Raw genomic sequence first — 17,584 nt, 5'->3', positions numbered from 1 at the left:
GGTCCTGGCCGTCAACAAGATGGACCTCGTCGACTACGCAGAGCCCGTCTTCGCCGCCATCGCCGCCGAGTTCGGCGCCTACGCCGCCTCCCTCGGCGTCACCGACGTCACCGCGATCCCGATCAGCGCGCTGGCCGGGGACAACGTCGTCGAGCCGTCCGCGAACATGGACTGGTACGGCGGCCCGACGCTGCTGGAACACCTGGAGACCGTCCCGGTCGGCTCCGACCCGAGCGAGGAGTCGGCCCGGTTCCCCGTCCAGTACGTGATCCGGCCGCAGTCCGCCGATCACCCCGACTACCGCGGCTACGCCGGCCAGCTCGCCTCCGGCGTGCTGCGCACCGGCGACCAGGTGACCGTGCTGCCCGCCGGCATCACCACCACCGTCGCCGGGATCGACGTGCTCGGCGAGGAGCGCGACATCGCCTGGGCTCCGCAGTCGGTGACGGTCCGTCTGGCCGAGGACATCGACATCTCCCGCGGCGACCTGATCGCGGCCGGGTCCGCGCCCGAGCCGACGCAGGACGTCGTCGCCACCGTGGCGCACCTCAGCGAGCGCCCGCTGCGCGTCGGCGACAAGGTGCTGCTCAAGCACACCACCCGGACCGTCCGCGCGATCGTCAAGGACATCCCCTACGCGATCTCCGTGACGGCGCCGGTCGGAGAAGCGGGCCTCGAGAAGATCGAGCGCCCCGGGAACCTGAACGTCAACGACCTGGGCCGCGTGGTGCTCCGCACCGCCGAGCCCCTGGCCCTGGACGACTACCGCAGCAACCGCCGCACCGGCTCGTTCCTGCTGATCGACCAGGCCGACGGCACCACCCTCACCGCCGGCATGGCGGGCGAGGCGTTCTGAGCCACCGGTCTCATGAAGGGCATTCACACGATGAGTGGCGAGGTCTTCTCGCTCTTCGCGAAGGAAGGCGGGCGTGTCGGCAGCGGCGCGCTCGGGGCTGGCCGCGGCGCCATCGGCGCGTGTCGCCCGATGTGCCGCTGACGCGCGGGCTCACGCCCTCGCGTCGGCACGCAGCCGCACCGCCTCGTCCTGTCCGAAGACTTCGCCACTCGTCACCGTGAGGAACTTCTCCCATGTCGCACCGCACCCGCTCGCCCCGCACCACCCGGATCAGACGTGCCGCGCTGGCCGGCATCGCCGCCGTGACCGCCGCCGGGCTGCTCAGCGCCTGCGGCTACGGCTCGCAGGCCGCCTCGACCTCCTCTGACAACTCCAGCGGCTCCGCCTCGGCCTCCTCCGGCCCGGCGCTCTCCGCGAGCACCGTGCACATCGGCTACTTCGCCAACCTGACCCACGCGACGCCGCTGATCGGCATCCAGGACGGGCAGTTCGCCAAGGCGCTGGGCGGCACGAAGATCGCCACGCAGATCTTCAACGCCGGCCCGAGCGAGATCGAGGCGCTCAACTCCGGCGCGATCGACATCGCCTGGATCGGCCCCTCCCCCGCGATCAACGGCTACGTGAAGTCGCAGGGCAGCGCCCTGAAGATCATCTCGGGTGCCACCTCCGGCGGCGCGGAGCTGGTCGTCAACCCCGCGAAGATCAAGAGCGTGGGCGACCTCAAGGGCAAGAAGATCGCCACCCCGCAGGCCGGCAACACCCAGGACGTGGCCCTGCTCAACTTCCTTGCGGGCAAGGGCTACAAGGAGGACGCCAAGACCGGCGCCGGCGACGTCTCGGTGATCCGCACCGACAACTCGCTCACCCCCGCCGCCTACGCCTCCGGCCAGCTCGACGGCGCCTGGGTGCCCGAGCCGACCGCCTCCAAGCTGGTCGCCGAGGGCGCCAAGATCCTGGTCGACGAGAAGACGCTGTGGCCGAACGCCCAGTTCGTCTCCACCAACGTCATCGTCTCCCAGACCTTCCTCAAGGCCCACCCGGACGTGGTCAAGGCCGTGCTCAAGGCCTCGGTGGACACCAACGCCTGGATCGCCGCCAACCCCGCCCAGGCCAAGCAGGACGCCAACGCCGCCCTGAAGACCCTGACCGGCAAGGCCCTGAGTGACAGCGTGCTGAACGCCGCCTGGAACGAGCTGTCCGTCACCAACGACCCGCTGGCCTCCTCCCTCCAGGCCGAGGCCCAGCACGCCGTGACGGCCGGCTTCATCAAGCAGCCGAACCTGGCCGGCATCTACGACCTGACCCTGCTCAACCAGGTCCTCACCGCGGAAGGCAAGCCCGCCGTCTCCGCCGCCGGCCTCGGCGCGCAGTAACCCTCCCCGACTCCGAAGGACGCTCCGGTCCGCGTCGATGCCCAGTCAGCCCGGACCGGAGCGCCCTTCGGCCACCGACATCCCCATCCGCAGCCAGCACCAGGAGGTGACCGCATGACCGCCCTGCTGACCGAGGCCACCCCCGTGGTCGACACCGCCGTCCGGCTCGACCACGTCACCAAGTCCTTCGGCCGCGCCGCCGCGGCCCATGTCGTCCTGGACGACATCACCCTGAACGTCGCCCCCGGCGAGTTCGTCTGCCTCCTCGGCGCCTCCGGCTGCGGCAAGTCCACCCTGCTCAACCTCGTCGCCGGCCTGGACCAGCCCACCTCGGGCACCATCGACGTCCCCGGCGGTCGCGCCGCGCTGATGTTCCAGGAGCACGCGCTCTTCCCGTGGCTGACGGCGGGCCAGAACATCGAGCTGGCCCTGCGCCTGCGCGGCGTCCCGCGCGGCGAACGCCGCGCCGAGGCCCAGCGCCTGCTGGAACTGGTCCGCCTCGGCGGCGCCCACGGCAAGCGCGTCCACGAGCTCTCCGGCGGCATGCGCCAGCGCGTCGCCATGGCCCGCGCCCTGGCTCAGGACGCCCAGGTGCTGCTGATGGACGAGCCCTTCGCCGCCCTCGACGCGATCACCCGCGACGTGCTGCACGAGGAGCTCATCCAGATCTGGCAGGAGACCAACGTCTCCGTCCTGTTCGTGACCCACAACGTGCGCGAGGCCGTCCGGCTCGCGCAGCGCGTGGTGCTGCTCTCCTCCCGCCCCGGGCGCATCGCCCAGGAATGGGCCATCGACCTGCCCCAGCCGCGCCGTATCGAGTCGGCCGGCGTGGCCGACCTCGCGGTGGAGATCACCGACAAGCTCCGAGGGGAGATCCGCCGCCATGTCCAGCACTGAACTGACCAGCACCGAACTGACCGGCGCCGCAGTCGAGCCCGCGGAGACCAAGGCCGCCTCCGCCTCCGCGAACGCCGCCGCCGACTCCGCCTCGGACGTCTCCGACATCAGCGCCGGCCTGGACGCCCTGGAGACGCAGACCGTCGAACGGACCCCGCTGCTGCGGGTGTTCACCAGCAAGGTGCTGCCGCCCCTGATCGCCATCGCCCTGGTGCTGGCGGTCTGGCAGTTCGCGTACTCCGCGCACCTCAAGCGCCCGGACCTGCTGCCCAGCCCGCTGGACGTGTGGAACAGCCTGCACGACCAGTGGCTGCAGGGGACCATCCTCTCGGTCATCTGGACCTCCCTCTCCCGAGGTGTGCTGGGTTTCCTGATCTCCGTCCTCATCGGCACGCCGATCGGCCTGCTCGTCGCCCGGGTCAAGCCCGTCCGCGCCGCGATCGGCCCGATCCTCTCGGGCCTGCAGTCCATCCCCTCGGTGGCCTGGGTGCCGGCGGCCGTCATCTGGTTCGGCCTGTCCAACGCCACCATCTACGCCGTCGTGCTGCTCGGCGCGGTCCCCTCGATCGCGAACGGCCTCGTCGCCGGCGTCGACCAGGTCCAGCCGATCTACCTGCGCGCCGGCCGCACCCTCGGCGCCACCGGCCTGCGCGGCATCCGGCACGTCCTGCTGCCCGCCGCCCTCCCCGGCTACGTCGCCGGACTCAAGCAGGGCTGGGCCTTCTCCTGGCGCTCCCTCATGGCCGCCGAACTCATCGCCAGCTCCCCCGCGCTGGGCCTCGGCCTCGGCGCGCAACTGGAGTTCTCCCGCGAGAACCTCGACATGCCCGGCGTCCTCGCCACCATCATTCTGATCCTGCTCGTCGGCATCGGCATCGAACTGCTCATCTTCAACCCGATCGAGCGATACGTGCTGCGCACCCGCGGCCTGCTGACGGCGCGGCGGTGACCTGATGGCCGCCCGTCTGCTCCTCCTCGCCCACGGCAGCCGCGACCCGCGGCACGCCGCGACGATGGACGCGCTCGTCGTCCAGGCCCGAGCCCTGCGCCCCGGCCTGGACGTGCGCGTCGGCTACCTCGACCACTGCGCCCCGCGGATCCCGCGCACGCTGGAGCAGTTGGCGGAGGAGGGGGACGGGCCCGTGGTGGCGGTGCCGATGCTGCTGGCGCGCGCCTACCACGCGAAGACCGACATCCCCGGCGTGCTGCGGGAGGCCGCGGCGCGGCTGCCGCGACTGCCCGTCCACCTGGCCGACGTGCTCGGCCCCTCACCGCTGCTGTGGCGCGCGCTGGAGCGCCGCCTGGCGGAGGTCGGGGTCCGCTCCTCCCCCGACACCGGCGTCATCCTCGCCTCCGCCGGCTCCTCCGACCCCGCCGCGAACGCGGCGACGCGGACGACCGCCGCCGCGTGGCGGCGCGCCGCGGGCTGGGGAGGCGTGGCCGTGGCCCACGCCTCCGCCGCGCCCCCGACGGTGGCCGAGGCAGCGGAGCGACTGCGCGCGCAGGGTCTGCGCCATCTCGCCGTCGCCCCCTACCTGCTGGCCCCCGGCCTGCTCCCGGACCGCATCGCGGCCCAGGCGGCGACGGCGGGCATCGCCGCCGTCGCCTCGCCCATCGGCGCGTCCCCCGACCTCGCCGAGTTGCTGCTGCAACGCTACGCGGAGGCACTGACAATCCGCCCCGCGGGTCTCGCCGCCAGCGCGTAGGCCACTTCGGCGGCCGTCGCGGGCGGGTGCCGACGGTCCTCTCCAGACGTACGTCGGGCTGGTGCTGCCGGAGCCGATCCTCACCGATGGGGACCCGGCCGAGGCGGCCCTGGATGCGGAGTGGGTGTCGATGGCGATGCCCGTGCTGCTCGAGACACTCAGCCCGCTGGTTCAGCGCGGTGTTCGTGCTGACGGAGGTCTTCGCCTTCGGCTACGGCGAGATCGCCGGGATGGTGGACCGCACAGAGGCGGCGGTGCGGCAGGCCCGGCCTCGGGCCGCGAGCACGTGCAGGCCCGTCGGCCCCGTTTCACCGCAGACCGTGCGCGGCAACGCGCGGCCACCGCACGCTTCTTCGCCGCGGCGACCGGCGGGGACGTCCACGCGCTGACGGAGCTGCTCTCCCCGGACGCCACGCTCTGAACCGACGGCGGCGGCAAGGTCCGTCAGGCCCTGCGACCGGTCGCGGGCGCGACCACGGTCGCCTCCTGGTTCGCGGTCATCGGCGGCGTCGGCTGCCAGAACGTCGAGCCCGCCGACACGAGGGCGGAACTCGTGGAGATCAACAGCGGGTTGGGCGTCGTCTTCCGCGGGCCGGAACGGGTGGTCGCCACGGTCACCCTGGACGTCGACGCGGACGGCCGGATCACCGCGCTCCACAACGTGGCCAACCCCGACACGCTCACCGACCCGGGGCCCCTGGACGCGCGGAGGGCCGCAGCCGGAATCGGCTGCGGCCCTCGCGGTGCACGGGCCCTGACGCCTGCTCGGCGTCCCGCCCTCGTCCCTGTGCCTAGCGGCGGCTGGAGTCCAGCTCGTCGTCCTGGGCGTGAGCGCCCGCCGAGGAGGCGACGACGCGACTGCCACCGCTCTCCTTGCGGCGGTCGGCGTGACCCGGCCACCAGGCGGCGTGGCCGACGAGCGCGGTCAGCGACGGGGTGAAGAACATCGCCATCACGAAGGCCGCGATCACGATGCCGATGGCGATGGAGAAGCCCATCTCGGCGAAGAGCGAGTTCCCGGCCAGCATCATCGAGGCGAAGGTGCCGGCGAGGATCGCACCGGCCGCCGCGACGGTCGGACCCGCGTGCCGCAGCGCCTGGGCGGCAGCCTCACGCGGCTCGCGGCCCTCCCGGGCCTCCTCGCGCAGTCGGGAGATCATCAGGATGTTGTAGTCCGTCCCGATGGCGACGACGAAGAGGTAGATGAAGACCGGCAGCATGAACATCAGGCCGCTCTGGTGGTCCAGGTGCTGGAAGACCAGCACCGTCGCACCCAGCGTGGCGGCGAAGCCGAGGCCGACCGAGGCCATCAGGTACCACGGCGCGACGACGCTGCGCAGCATCAGGCCGAGGATCAGCATGATCAGCACCGCGGCGACCGGGAAGACGACGGAGTAGTCGCGGTCGATCGCCTTCTGGATGTCGGCGTAGATCGCCGTCACACCGCCGACCATCGCCTTGGTCCCGTTGGGCGCGTTGGCGTGGACGACGTCGCGCAGCTTCCCGACGGTGTCCATGGCCTGGCTGCTCTGCGGGTCGTTGCTGAGCACGACGCTGATGTCGGCCGTGGTGCCCTGCGGGTTGTACTTCGCCGGGGCGACGCTGGAGACCCCGGCGATGTCCAGCTTCGAGGCCAGCCCCTGGACCGCGCTCTGGTCGAGCGGGGTGGAGCTGGTGACGAACACGTCGGTCGGGGTCGCGGCGCCGGCGCTGTAGGCCTTGGCGATGGTGTCCTGGACGACCATCGACTCCACGGTCTTCGGCATCGAGCCGGAGGCGAAGTCGAAGCTCGCCTTGTAGGTGGTGGCCACCAGGGCGATCGCGACCATCAGCACGCCGGAGACGACGGCGACCAGCGCCGGGCGGCGCTTGACGGTGTTGCCGACCGCGGCGAAGCGGGAGCCCTCGGGCTCGATACGCCACTTCTTCGACGGCCAGAACAGCACGCGCGGCGGGATCCAGGAGAAGACCGCGGGCACCAGGGTCAGGCCGGCGAGCAGGGTGACGCCGACGGAGATCGCCAGCGACGGGCCCATCTGCTTGAGGAAGGAGATGGACGACAGGCACAGCGCGAGGAAGGCGATGATGACGGTGCCCGCGGCGGAGGCGATGGCCTCGCCGACGCGGCCGACCGCGTTGATCATGGCTTCCTTGTGGTCGTCACCGGCACGCAGCCGTTCCCGGTAGCGGAACATCAGGAACAGGATGTAGTCCGTGCCGACGCCGAAGAGGACGACGATGAGGATGCCGGACACCGAGGCGTTGTAGCTCAGGTTGAGCGCCTTGGTCACGTCCGCGATCAGGCCGTTCGCGGCCACCAGCACCACACCGATCAGCGCGATCGGCAGGACCGCCATCAACGGCGATCGGAAGATCAGCAGCATCGCCAGGATGATGATGACGAAGGTGCCCAGGCCGATGATGGCCTGACCGGTCTTGTTGGAGTCGGCCTGGTCCAGGACCTGCGCGGCCGAGCCGCCGACCTTGGCGGTCAGGCTGGAGCCCTTGGTCAGGTCCGCGACGTCGGCGCGGATCGCCTTGGCCGCGTCGGACATCTTGTTCTGGTCGGACTGGTTCTGGCCGAGGTTGACCATCCCCAGCCCGTACAGGCCGTCCTTGGAGAACGGCGCGGTGATGACGCCCTGGTTCAGCGGGATGTCCGTCTTGGCGGACAGCTCCTTGTTGATGGTCGCGACCTGCGCCTTGTCGGCGGGCCCCAGGGGCTTCCCGTCGGCGCGCTGGAAGAGGATCTCCGCGCCGGGCGTGAACTGGTGCGGGAACGCCGACTGCTGGAGTTCCATCGCCTGGATGGACTCGTAGCTCTTCGGCAGGAAGCTGCTCTCGTCGCTGTTGGACGTCAGCGTCGGCGCCGACGCCGCGATGGCGACGGCGGCCACGATCCAGGCGACCAGTGTCCAGAACGGGTGTCGGACGACAACCCGTCCGATCCGGTGAAACATGTCGATTGCCCCTCCACGGCATGGATCACCGCCACCCCGGGTGAGGTCGTGGGCAGGGCGATCTGGCCACCCGACGATTCGGGCGGCAGGAAAGTTCGTAGTTCGAGCATCCTAAGAAACCTACTTGCCGACCGGCAAGTCAGTTCCCACCCAGGTCTGCCTCGATCATCTTCCCCGCCCCCGGGGGTCGACGTCCTCGTCCCCCGGGTGGATCCGTCTCCTGCTCAGGGTGGAGATCGACCCTGGGGTTCGCCTCCGGGTCGGCTCGGGCCCCGCTCGACCGGGGCCGCGGCCCTACTCGCCGAGCAGCCGACGCAGCGACCGACGGGCGCGCGCGGGCGCGGCGGGATCGCCCTGGAGCTGCAGGAAGTGGTTGAGGGCGAGCATCACGCCGACGAGGTCGTAGACCAGCTGCGCGACGTCGGTGTCAGCGGGCAGCTCGCCGCTGTGGACGGCGAGCCGCGCCTGGATGCGCAGGTCCCGCTGCCAGACGGCGTTCAGGCCGGCGATCGCGTCGCGGACCGGTCCGCCGCGGTCGTCCCACTCGGTCGCCGCCGCGGTGAAGAAGCAGCCCCCCGGCAGCACGTGCCGCTCCAGGTAGGCGACCCACGCCTCACACATCGCCCGCAGCCGCCGAAGGCCGGCGGGAACCTCGGGCATGCGCTCGGGCACCTCGCGGGCGAACACCTCCGCCGCCTCGTCGACGACGGCGAGCTGCAGGGTCTCCTTGCTGCCGAAGTGGCCGATCACCCCCGCTTTGCTCATCCCTAGGTCCGCGGCCAGTCGACCGATCGTCAGACCCTCCAGCCCCTCCGTCGAGGCGATCTCCAGGCCGCGATCCACGATGCGCCGCCGGGTGAGACGGGTCTCGGCGACGGACTTCCTGGGGCTCATGAGTGCCCATGGTACCCACCCGGTTCCCCTTTAGCTTCCGAACGATCGGTTGCTATATTCCCCGCAGTCGCATTGCGCTCAAGCGATCCGCGACCCGTCCTCGACCAGTGGAGAGAAGACCTGTGCCTGGTTCCCGCATCACCGCGCTCGGCCACTACCAGCCCTCCCGCGTCCTCACCAACGCCGAACTCGAACAGCTCGTCGACACGAACGACGCCTGGATCCGGCAGCGCACGGGGATCGTCACGCGGCGCATCGCCGCGGAGCAGGAGACGGTCGCCGACATGGCGGCCGAGGCGGCGGCCAAGGCTCTCGCGGCCTCCGGCCTCGAACCTGCCGACATCGGCCTGGTCACCGTCGCCACGTGCAGCAACCGGGACCGCTGCCCCTCGACGGCGGCTCAGGTCGCCGCCCGGCTCGGCATCCCCTCAGCCGTCTGCTTCGACCTCAACAACGGCTGCGCGGGCTTCTGCACCGCGCTCGCCACCGCCGACCACACGCTGCGCGCAGGCGCGGCGAAGCACGCGCTGGTGATCGGCGCGGAGAAGATGTCGGACCTGCTGGAGTGGACCGACCGCAGCACCTGCATCCTGCTGGGCGACGGCGCGGGCGTCGCCGTGCTCAGCGCGACGGAGGGCACCGGCGAGGACAGGGCCGGCATCGGCCCGGTGGTCTGGGGCTCCGACCCGACGCGCGGCGACGCGGTCCGCCTGATGGGCGCGTGGCAGCCCCGCTTCGCGCAGGAGGGCCAGTCGGTCTTCCGCTGGGCCACCAGCGAGCTGCCCGCGGTGGCCCGCGAGGCCTGCGCACGGGCCGGCCTCACCCCGGCGGACCTCGGCGGCGTGGTCACCCACCAGGCGAACCTGCGCATCATCGAGTCCCTCACCCGCCAGCTGGGCCTGCGCGAGGACGTCGTCATCGCCCGGGACGTCGTCGACTCCGGCAACACCTCGGCGGCGTCGGTCCCGCTGGCCCTCTCCAAGCTCGTCGAGTCCGGCGAACTCCCCTCCGGCTCCCCGGTCCTCCTCTTCGCCTTCGGCGGCGGCCTCTCCTGGGCCGGACAGGTCGTCACCTGCCCGTGAGGCGGCAGTGCTCCCCACGCGCGCGGGGCTCCGCCGACCGGCCAGGGCGACGGTCGCCTTCCCGGCCCGGCGGGGCAGGCGGCTCCCGCGTTCCGGCGTCGGGCGGGCGCCCGGCAGGGGCGGGCCAGCATCCACCACGACCGCCCGCCCCGCCCGCGCGGCAGCACCGCGCTCCGGTGGGGCCGACGCCAGAGCCTCCGGGGCTCAGCGCAGGGGCCAGGCCCCGTCCACGACCGCCTCCGGGTCCTTCTTCTTGCGGAGCCACTCCTGGAGACCGGAGGCCCACTGCGCGTGCCAGCCGACCTGACGGTCGTGCAGGTCTTCCGGGGCGAGCCCACCGACCTCGACCGGGTACCTCTCCCCCAGCGCCAGCGCGACCCGCACCGCGGCCAGCGCGTCCGCGCCCGCCTCGTGGGCCTCCTCCAGGCGCACTCCGTACACCGCGCTCGCGTTCTCCAGCGAGCGCGAACCCTTGCGGTACTTGTCCACCGCCCGGTCGACCACCAGTGGGTCCACCACCGGGCCGACCGCCGCTGCGCCCAACTGCCGTTCCAGCGACGGCAGATCGTGCCGCCGCAGCTCCGCGGCGAGCAGGCTGAGGTCGAACGGCGCGTTGTACACGACCACGGGTATGTCCGCCCGCCAGTAGGCGACGAGCGCGGCCGCCACCTCGGCGACAACGTCCCCGGCGGGGCGGCCCTCGGCGACCGCCCGCTGCGTCGTGATGCCGTGCACGGCCGTCGCCTCCGCCGGAATGGCCACACCGGGATCGGCCAGCCACTCCCGGCGGCGGACCGGCTCGCCCTCCTTGACCTCCACCAGCGCGGCCGTGACGATGCGTGACTCGCCCGGCTCGGTACCGGTGGTCTCCAGGTCGAAACCGACCAGCATGTCGTGCAACCAGCTCATCTAGCGCGTCCTCTCGTCCCGTCGGCCACCATCATCCCGTGCGGCACTGACAGGCCGACGGGCAGGTTCCGGTTCAGGGACGGTGCGGGGGCCTGGCGTCGGCCCGGAGCATGACGCGGCCCCGCCGCGCGAGAGCGCGCAGAGCGGCCCGGCAGCCCGGCGGCCCGGCGACCGGAGACCCGGCGGACACCCTCACCCCACAGCCAAAGCCTCGGCCCGGCGCCCTCACATCGGCCCGGAGCACGCCGCGGCCCCGCCGCGCGAGAGCGCGCAGAGCGGCCCGGCAGCGCGGCGGCCGACGGCCCGGCGGACACCCTCGCCCCACAGCCAAGGCCTCGGCCCGGCGCCCTCACATCGGCCGGGAGTACGCCGCGGCCCCACCGCAGCGACGTGCAGGCAGGCCGACCCGGCAGCCGGCGCGGCCCGCAGCCCACGGCCGGTAGCCGACCGCCCGGGGACTTCGTGTCCCCATGACGCTCCGCGTGGCGCAGCCGAGCGGCCCCAGGCACTGCCCAGGCACTGTTCGAAGCGAGGGCGCGAGAGCGCGCCCAGCCTCAGGAGACCGACCGGGAGTCGCCCCAGACGCCCTCGAACTCCTCCTGGTAGACCTGGAAGAGCCCCGGCTCCGGCGCGCGGCCGGGGGCCAGCGGCGCGGCGGAGCCGCCGCGCAGGACCATCGCCGGCGACTCCATGCCGCGCGAGCGGCGCAGGTAGGGCTGGACCACCGCCAGCCCGTCGGGCCCGTCGCCGTCGACGAGGTAGGCCGAGGCGCGGGGCAGTTCGTCGTAGACGCGGATCTCGAAGGCGCCGCCGTCGCGCAGCCGGGAGCGGACCCGGCGGACGTGCATGATGTTCGTCTCCACCTGCTTGCCCAGCTCGCCTCGCCCGAGGCCGAGTTCGCGTTCTCTTCGGCGCAGGGCGCTGCTCGCGGGGTTGAGGAAGAGCAGCCGGACGCGGCAGCCGGAGTCGGCGAGCTGGACCAGGCGGCGGCCGGTGAAGTTCTGGCACAGCAGGTTGAGCCCGATGCCGACGGCGTCCAGCCGCCGCGCCCCGGCGAGCAGATCCTCGACCGGGAGGGAGCGCTGGAGCCGGACCCGGTCCGGGTGGACGCCGATCACGTCGGCGTAGCGGTCGCCGATCAGTTCCTCGACCGCGTCGACGGGCGCGCGCAGGGCGTGCTGACCGGCCGCCAGCGCGGCCTCGCGGCCCGCGCCGTCGAGCAGGAGCAGCAGGCGCGCGGAGGCGCGTTCGGCCTGGGCGAGGACGTTCTCGGTGAGCGTGCGGTTGCGGGAGACGACGTGGCGGGCGACCTCCAGCTCGTCCAGCGCCAGTTCTATCTCGCGTCGGTCGCCCAGGAACGACTCGAAGCACGGCCAGTGCTGCACCATCAGCTCGCGCAGCTGCGGCAGGGTGAGGAAGACCACCAGGGCGTCGTCGTCCGGGTCGAGCAGGTATCCCTTGCGGCGGCTGACCTCGCGCACGGCTCCGGCGCGCTGCACCCACTCCTCGCCGGCGGGGCCCGCCGCGGCGATGACCCAGTCGTCGCCGTGGGCCGGCTCGTAGACGGGACGGAGCACCTCGGCGACGACGGAACGCAGGCGCTGCTCGACCAGGTTCAGCCAGACGTAGGCGCGGCCCGCGCGGCCGACGCGCAGCCGGGCCTCCTCCCAGGCGGCGGCGGGCCAGGCGAGCGAAGGCTCCAGCGGCCCCGGCTGCGTAGGAACGGTCCGGCCGGAGCCGGTGCGGACCACCACGGTGGGGGCGTCGCCCCGCGCCGCGCTCCCCGGGGCACCCCCGTCGGGGACCACCATTCCTTCAGTTCACCGTCCCTAGCCCGCAACGCCCCGCTCGGCCGCTCCCGACGGCCGCGCCCACACGCTACCGCGCCGAGCCGCCCGACGCGGGCCGTCCGGGACCTTCCGGACGATCAAGACTACTGCCAATTCCGAATCCAGCGCAGCAGTTCGAGCGTCGGCAACCGTCGCGTCCCCTGGCCCAGGTAACGAACAGACACTCGTTCGGGCGAAGAACCGGCAAGTCTTTCATGGGAACCGGTGTGCTAGGTCACGATGCACTCGGACATGACGAACCGTCGGTCCGGGCATCACACCCTCAGGGCCCACCGCGCGATCCACCCAGCAACACCACCGAGCAGGATTGGTTGAGGACCATGCAAGTCTGGCCGGGCCAGCCGTACCCCCTCGGCGCCACCTACGACGGCGCCGGGACGAACTTCGCCGTCTTCTCCGAGACGGCGGAGCGGATCGAGCTGTGCCTGCTCGCCGAGGACGGCTCGGAGACCTCGATCGAGCTGCGCGAGACGGACGCGTTCGTCCGCCACGCCTTCCTCCCCGGCGTCCAGCCGGGCCAGCGCTACGGCTTCCGCGTGCACGGGCCCTACGACCCGACGCGGGGCCTGCGCTGCAACAGCGCCAAGCTGCTGCTCGACCCGTACGCCAAGGCGATGAGCGGCCGGGTCGACTGGGACGAGTCCGTCTACGGCTACCACTTCGGCGCGCCCGAGCGCCGCAACGACCTCGACTCCGCCCCGCACACGATGGCCTCGGTCGTGGTCAACCCCTACTTCGACTGGGGCAACGACCGCCCGCCGCGCACCGACTACCACCGCACGGTCATCTACGAGGCCCATGTACGCGGCCTCACCGAGCTCCATCCGGGCATCCCGGAGGACATCCGCGGCACCTACGCCGGGATCGCGCACCCGGCCGTCATCGAGCACCTGGTGAAACTCGGCGTCACCGCACTGGAACTGATGCCGGTGCACCAGTTCGTCGACGACCACCGGCTGACCGATCTGGGCCTGTCCAACTACTGGGGCTACAACACCATCGGCTTCTTCGCCCCGCACGGGGCCTACTCCTCGCTCGGGGACCGCGGCCAGCAGGTCCAGGAGTTCAAGTCGATGGTCAAGGCGCTGCACGCGGCCGGCGTCGAGGTCATCCTCGACGTCGTCTACAACCACACCGCCGAGGGCAACCACCTCGGGCCCACCCTCGCCTTCCGCGGTCTGGACAACCCCTCCTACTACCGGCTCGCCGACGACCGCCGGTACTACGAGGACACCACCGGCACGGGCAACAGCCTGCTGATGCGCAGCCCGCACGTGCTCCAGCTGATCATGGATTCGCTGCGCTACTGGGTCACCGAGATGCACGTCGACGGATTCCGCTTCGACCTGGCGGCCACCCTGGCCCGTCAGTTCCACGAGGTGGACCGGCTCTCGTCCTTCTTCGACCTGGTCCAGCAGGATCCGGTGGTCTCCCAGGCCAAGCTGATCGCCGAGCCCTGGGATCTCGGCGAGGGCGGCTACCAGGTCGGCAACTTCCCTCCGCTGTGGACGGAGTGGAACGGCCGCTACCGCGACACCGTGCGGGATCTGTGGCGCGGCGAGAACGCCACCCTGGCCGAGTTCGGCTCCCGGCTGACCGGCTCCTCCGACCTGTACCAGGACGACGGCCGTCGTCCCATCGCCAGCATCAACTTCGTCACCTGCCACGACGGTTTCACGCTGCGGGATCTGGTCTCCTACAACCAGAAGCACAACGCCGCCAACGGCGAGGACAACCGCGACGGCGAGTCCTTCAACCGCTCCTGGAACTGCGGCGTCGAGGGCGAGACCGACGACCCGACGGTGCTCGGCCTGCGCGCCCGCCAGCAGCGCAACTTCATCGCCACCCTGCTGCTGAGCCAGGGCGTGCCGATGCTGCTGCACGGCGACGAGTTCGGCCGCAGCCAGGGCGGCAACAACAACGCCTACTGCCAGGACAACGAGATCTCCTGGGTCCGCTGGCCGCTGCTCGACGAGGAGAGCCCGGCCGGACAACTGCTGGAGTTCACCCGGCACATGGTGTGGCTGCGCCGCGACCACCCGGTCTTCCGCCGCCGCCGCTTCTTCCACGGCCGCCCGGTCTTCGGCACGCACGACGAGCTCACCGACATCGCCTGGTTCACCAACGAGGGGCAGGAGATGACGGCGCGGGACTGGCGCGCGTCCTTCGCCAAGTCGCTCACCGTCTTCCTCAACGGCAATGCCATCTCCGAGCCGGACCGGCGCGGTGGCCGGATCACGGACGACTCCTTCCTGCTGCTGTTCAACGCGGACGCCCAGCCGCTGGAGTTCGCCGTCCCGGTCAACCACGGCCAGGAGTGGCAGGTGATCGTGGACACCTCGCTGCCGTGGACGATCTCGCCCGGCACCGGCGCCAAGGTGCGGGCCGGGGAGAAGCTGCGCCTGGTGGACCGCTCGATGATGGTGCTGCAGCGGCCCTCGGTCTAGGCGGCACGGGACGGGGCCGGGCACGGGCCGGGCACGGGCCCGGGGCCGAATGGCTGACCCGGTTGCACCGCCTCCAGTCGTGCGGGCGTGCGGGGTGGGGTAGGCGTGTAGGCATGACGCATGCAGAGCGACGGGCTCCCACGGCCAGTTACCGGCTGCAACTCCAGCCGGGCTTCGGATTCGCGGAGGCCGCCGACGCCGTCCCGTACCTGGCCGGTCTGGGCGTGTCGCATCTGCACCTCTCGCCCGTGCTGCAGGCGGTGCCGGGCTCGCGGCACGGCTACGACGTGGTGGACCACGGCCGGATCAGCGCCGAGCTGGGCGGCGAGGCGGGCCTGCGGGCCCTCGCCGCCCGCGCTCGGGCCCACGGTCTCGGCCTGATCGCCGACATCGTGCCCAACCACATGGCCGCCCCCACCCCGCTGCACCTCAACCGGGCCCTGTGGCAGGCCCTGCGCGAAGGGCCGGCGTCGCCGTTCGCGGCCTGGTTCGACGTCGACTGGGACGCCCAGCAGGGACGCGTCCTGCTGCCGGTCCTCGGCGACCGGCTCGGTGTCGTCCTCGCCGACGGCGGCTTCAGCCTGGCCTCGAACGACGGCCCGGACGGGGACGAGCAGGTGCTGCGGTACGGCCCGCACGTCTTCCCGCTGCGGCCCGGCACGGAGTCGCTGCCGCTGCCGGAGCTGCTGCGGCGCCAGTGGTACCGCCCCGCGTGGTGGCGGCTCGCCGGCACCGAGCTCAACTACCGGCGGTTCTTCACCGTCAACGACCTGATCGCCGTCCGCGTGGAGCTGCCCGAGGTCTTCGACGCCACGCACGCGCTGCTGCTGCGCCTGCACGCCGAGGGCGTGCTGGACGGCTTCCGGGTGGACCACCCGGACGGCCTCGCCGATCCGCGCGGCTACCTGCGACGGCTGCGGGACGCCACCGGCGGCGCCCACGTCGTCGTGGAGAAGATCCTCACCGGCCCGGAGACCCTCCCGGCCGACTGGCCCTGCGCCGGTACGACGGGCTACGACGCGCTGCGGCAGGTCGACGGCGTGCTGACCGACGGCGCCGGTGTCGTCCGGGCGCTGCGTCCGCCGGCGGCACAGGCCACGGCCGCGGCGCTGCGCGGCCGGGCCGAGCTGATACGTCCCGAGGGCGACTTGGACGCCGAGGTCGCCCGGCTGGTCCGGGAGGTCGAGGCGGCCTGCGCCGACGATCCGGCGCGCAGCGACCACCCAGCGTGGGCGGTCCGCGAGGCCGTGGCCGGGCTGCTCGCCGCCTTCCCGCGCTACCGCCCCTATCCCGTCCCCGGCGAGCCGCTCCCGGACGCCGACGCAGGCGCCCTGCGCGCCGAGCCGGACGAGTCCCTGCTGCCCGCGCCCTTCACCGCCACGGCCGCGCTGGTCAAGCAGCTGCTGCTGGACCCCGGCTCACCCGCGTCACTGCGCGCCCGCTTCGCCCAGACGGCGGCGGCCGTGGCGGCCAAGGGCGTCGAGGACACCGCCTTCTACCGGCACCACCCGCTGCTCTCCCTCAACGAGGTCGGCGGCGACCCGGCCCACCCGGGAGTCGGCCCCGAGGAGTTCCACGGCTACTGCGCCCGGATCGCCCGCGACTGGCCGGCGACGATGACGGCGCTCTCCACGCACGACACCAAGCGCAGCGCGGACGCGCGCGCCCGGCTCGCGGTCCTGGCCGAACTGCCCGAGGAGTGGCTCGTCGAGCAGGCGGCCTGGTCCGCGCTCGCGCCCGGCGGCGGCCTGCCGCAGGACCCGGACGCCGAGGACCTGGTCTTCCAGACCGCGCTCGCGGCGTGGCCGATCGACGGCGAGCGACTGGCGGCCGTCGCCCTCAAGTCCGTCCGGGAAGCCAAGCTCCGCACCACCTGGACCGACCCCGACCCGGCCTACGAGGACGCAGTGCGCGCGCTCGCGCTCTCCCTCCCCGCGACGCCGGAGCCGGCCGCCCGCATCACCGCCTTCGCGGACCGCCTCGCCCCCTACGCCCGCGTCAACACGCTCGGCTCGGCGCTGCTCCACCTCACCATGCCGGGCGCACCGGACCTCTATCAGGGCAGCGAGTTCCCGCTCTACACGCTCGTCGACCCGGACAACCGGGGCATCGTCACCTTCCCTCCGCCGGGGGCGGCGACCGGCCTCGCCGCCGAGAAGGCGGCCCTCACCCGGACGGCCCTGCACCTGCGGGCCGGCCTCGATCCGAAGGCCGACTACCGCCCCTGGGCGACCCCCTCCCCGCACGCCCTGGCCTTCCTGCGCGACGAGTCGCTGCTGACCGTCGTCACCCGTCTGCCGTACGGCCTCGAGCGCGCGGGTGGCTGGCGCGACGCCACGCTCACCCTGCCCGAGGGCGTCTGGTCCGAGGCTCTGACCGGCCGTCACGGCCTCACCGGAGCGGTGCCGCTGGCCGAGCTGCTCGGCCCGCTGCCTGCCGCGCTGCTGACGCGCCTGTGACGCCGACCGCCGGGCCGGGTAATAGGGCGGGTATGCCGACACCCGCGCCGCAGCCCGCACAGTACGCGCCGCCACAGTCCGCGCCGCCCGCACAGCCCTCGCCGACGCTGCCCTCGCCCGCCCACCTCGCGCCGCCGGCCCAGCCCTCGCC

Annotated in this window: 12 protein-coding genes and 1 pseudogene; 9 read left to right on the top strand and 4 right to left on the bottom strand. The window is 72.6% G+C overall.

Annotated elements, in window-relative coordinates; translation table 11 throughout:
- The 6 genes and pseudogenes from TR50_RS20585 to TR50_RS20555 all read left to right on the top strand — a co-directional run.
- The coding region (locus TR50_RS20585) for an elongation factor 1-alpha C-terminal domain-related protein (RefSeq protein WP_042423359.1) at window positions 1–856 on the top strand (856 nt) is incomplete at its 5' end.
- 233 nt (window positions 857–1,089) lie between these two features.
- Window positions 1,090–2,229 carry an aliphatic sulfonate ABC transporter substrate-binding protein gene (locus TR50_RS20575; protein ID WP_042423356.1) on the top strand — a complete coding sequence of 380 codons (1,140 nt, stop codon included), beginning with the start codon at window positions 1,090–1,092 and terminating at the stop codon, window positions 2,227–2,229.
- A gap of 114 nt (window positions 2,230–2,343) precedes the next feature.
- Window positions 2,344–3,126, top strand: a complete 783-nt coding sequence (locus tag TR50_RS20570; protein ID WP_042423351.1) for an ABC transporter ATP-binding protein — start codon at window positions 2,344–2,346, stop codon at window positions 3,124–3,126.
- Window positions 3,113–4,075, top strand: a complete 963-nt coding sequence (locus tag TR50_RS20565; RefSeq protein WP_042423349.1) for an ABC transporter permease — start codon at window positions 3,113–3,115, stop codon at window positions 4,073–4,075. Before TR50_RS20570 ends, TR50_RS20565 begins: the two co-directional genes overlap by 14 nt.
- A gap of 4 nt (window positions 4,076–4,079) precedes the next feature.
- Complete coding sequence (locus TR50_RS20560; RefSeq protein ID WP_042423346.1) at window positions 4,080–4,832, top strand: sirohydrochlorin chelatase; 753 nt, start codon at window positions 4,080–4,082, stop codon at window positions 4,830–4,832.
- 43 nt (window positions 4,833–4,875) lie between these two features.
- Window positions 4,876–5,514 (top strand): annotated as a pseudogene (locus TR50_RS20555) (sigma factor-like helix-turn-helix DNA-binding protein); the annotation flags it as partial.
- 109 nt (window positions 5,515–5,623) lie between these two features.
- Here the strand turns inward: TR50_RS20555 and TR50_RS20550 are convergent.
- Together TR50_RS20550 and TR50_RS20545 are read right to left on the bottom strand one after the other, a co-directional pair.
- The gene (locus TR50_RS20550; protein WP_042423344.1) at window positions 5,624–7,792 is read right to left on the bottom strand and encodes an MMPL family transporter; all 2,169 of its coding nucleotides are present in this window, start codon (window positions 7,790–7,792) and stop codon (window positions 5,624–5,626) included.
- A gap of 294 nt (window positions 7,793–8,086) precedes the next feature.
- Window positions 8,087–8,686 carry a TetR/AcrR family transcriptional regulator gene (locus tag TR50_RS20545; protein WP_042423341.1) on the bottom strand — a complete coding sequence of 200 codons (600 nt, stop codon included), beginning with the start codon at window positions 8,684–8,686 and terminating at the stop codon, window positions 8,087–8,089.
- A gap of 122 nt (window positions 8,687–8,808) precedes the next feature.
- On the opposite strand from TR50_RS20545, the gene TR50_RS20540 reads away from it, so the two are divergent.
- Window positions 8,809–9,768, top strand: a complete 960-nt coding sequence (locus TR50_RS20540; RefSeq protein ID WP_042423336.1) for a beta-ketoacyl-ACP synthase III — start codon at window positions 8,809–8,811, stop codon at window positions 9,766–9,768.
- Window positions 9,769–9,972: 204 nt separating this feature from the next.
- On the opposite strand, the gene TR50_RS20535 is transcribed toward TR50_RS20540, so the two are convergent.
- Window positions 9,973–10,677, bottom strand: a complete 705-nt coding sequence (locus TR50_RS20535; RefSeq protein WP_042423333.1) for an exonuclease domain-containing protein — start codon at window positions 10,675–10,677, stop codon at window positions 9,973–9,975.
- A 554-nt stretch (window positions 10,678–11,231) separates the two neighbouring features.
- Window positions 11,232–12,488 (bottom strand): DUF5919 domain-containing protein, encoded by a 1,257-nt coding sequence (locus TR50_RS20530; RefSeq protein WP_160311140.1) that lies wholly within the window; start codon window positions 12,486–12,488, stop codon window positions 11,232–11,234.
- Window positions 12,489–12,847: 359 nt separating this feature from the next.
- On the opposite strand from TR50_RS20530, the gene glgX reads away from it, so the two are divergent.
- The gene (gene glgX / locus TR50_RS20525) at window positions 12,848–14,974 is read left to right on the top strand and encodes a glycogen debranching protein GlgX (protein ID WP_042423328.1); all 2,127 of its coding nucleotides are present in this window, start codon (window positions 12,848–12,850) and stop codon (window positions 14,972–14,974) included.
- 113 nt (window positions 14,975–15,087) lie between these two features.
- Window positions 15,088–17,433: a malto-oligosyltrehalose synthase gene (gene treY / locus TR50_RS20520; protein WP_042423325.1), complete on the top strand. Its 2,346-nt coding sequence runs from the start codon at window positions 15,088–15,090 to the stop codon at window positions 17,431–17,433.
- Window positions 17,434–17,584 lie beyond the last annotated feature (151 nt).

The organism is Streptacidiphilus anmyonensis (genome assembly GCF_000787855.1).
In the GTDB taxonomy this organism is placed as follows: domain Bacteria; phylum Actinomycetota; class Actinomycetes; order Streptomycetales; family Streptomycetaceae; genus Streptacidiphilus; species Streptacidiphilus anmyonensis.
The sequence above is the reverse complement of the archived record's forward strand: the minus strand, read 5'-3'. Positions and strand labels throughout refer to the sequence as shown.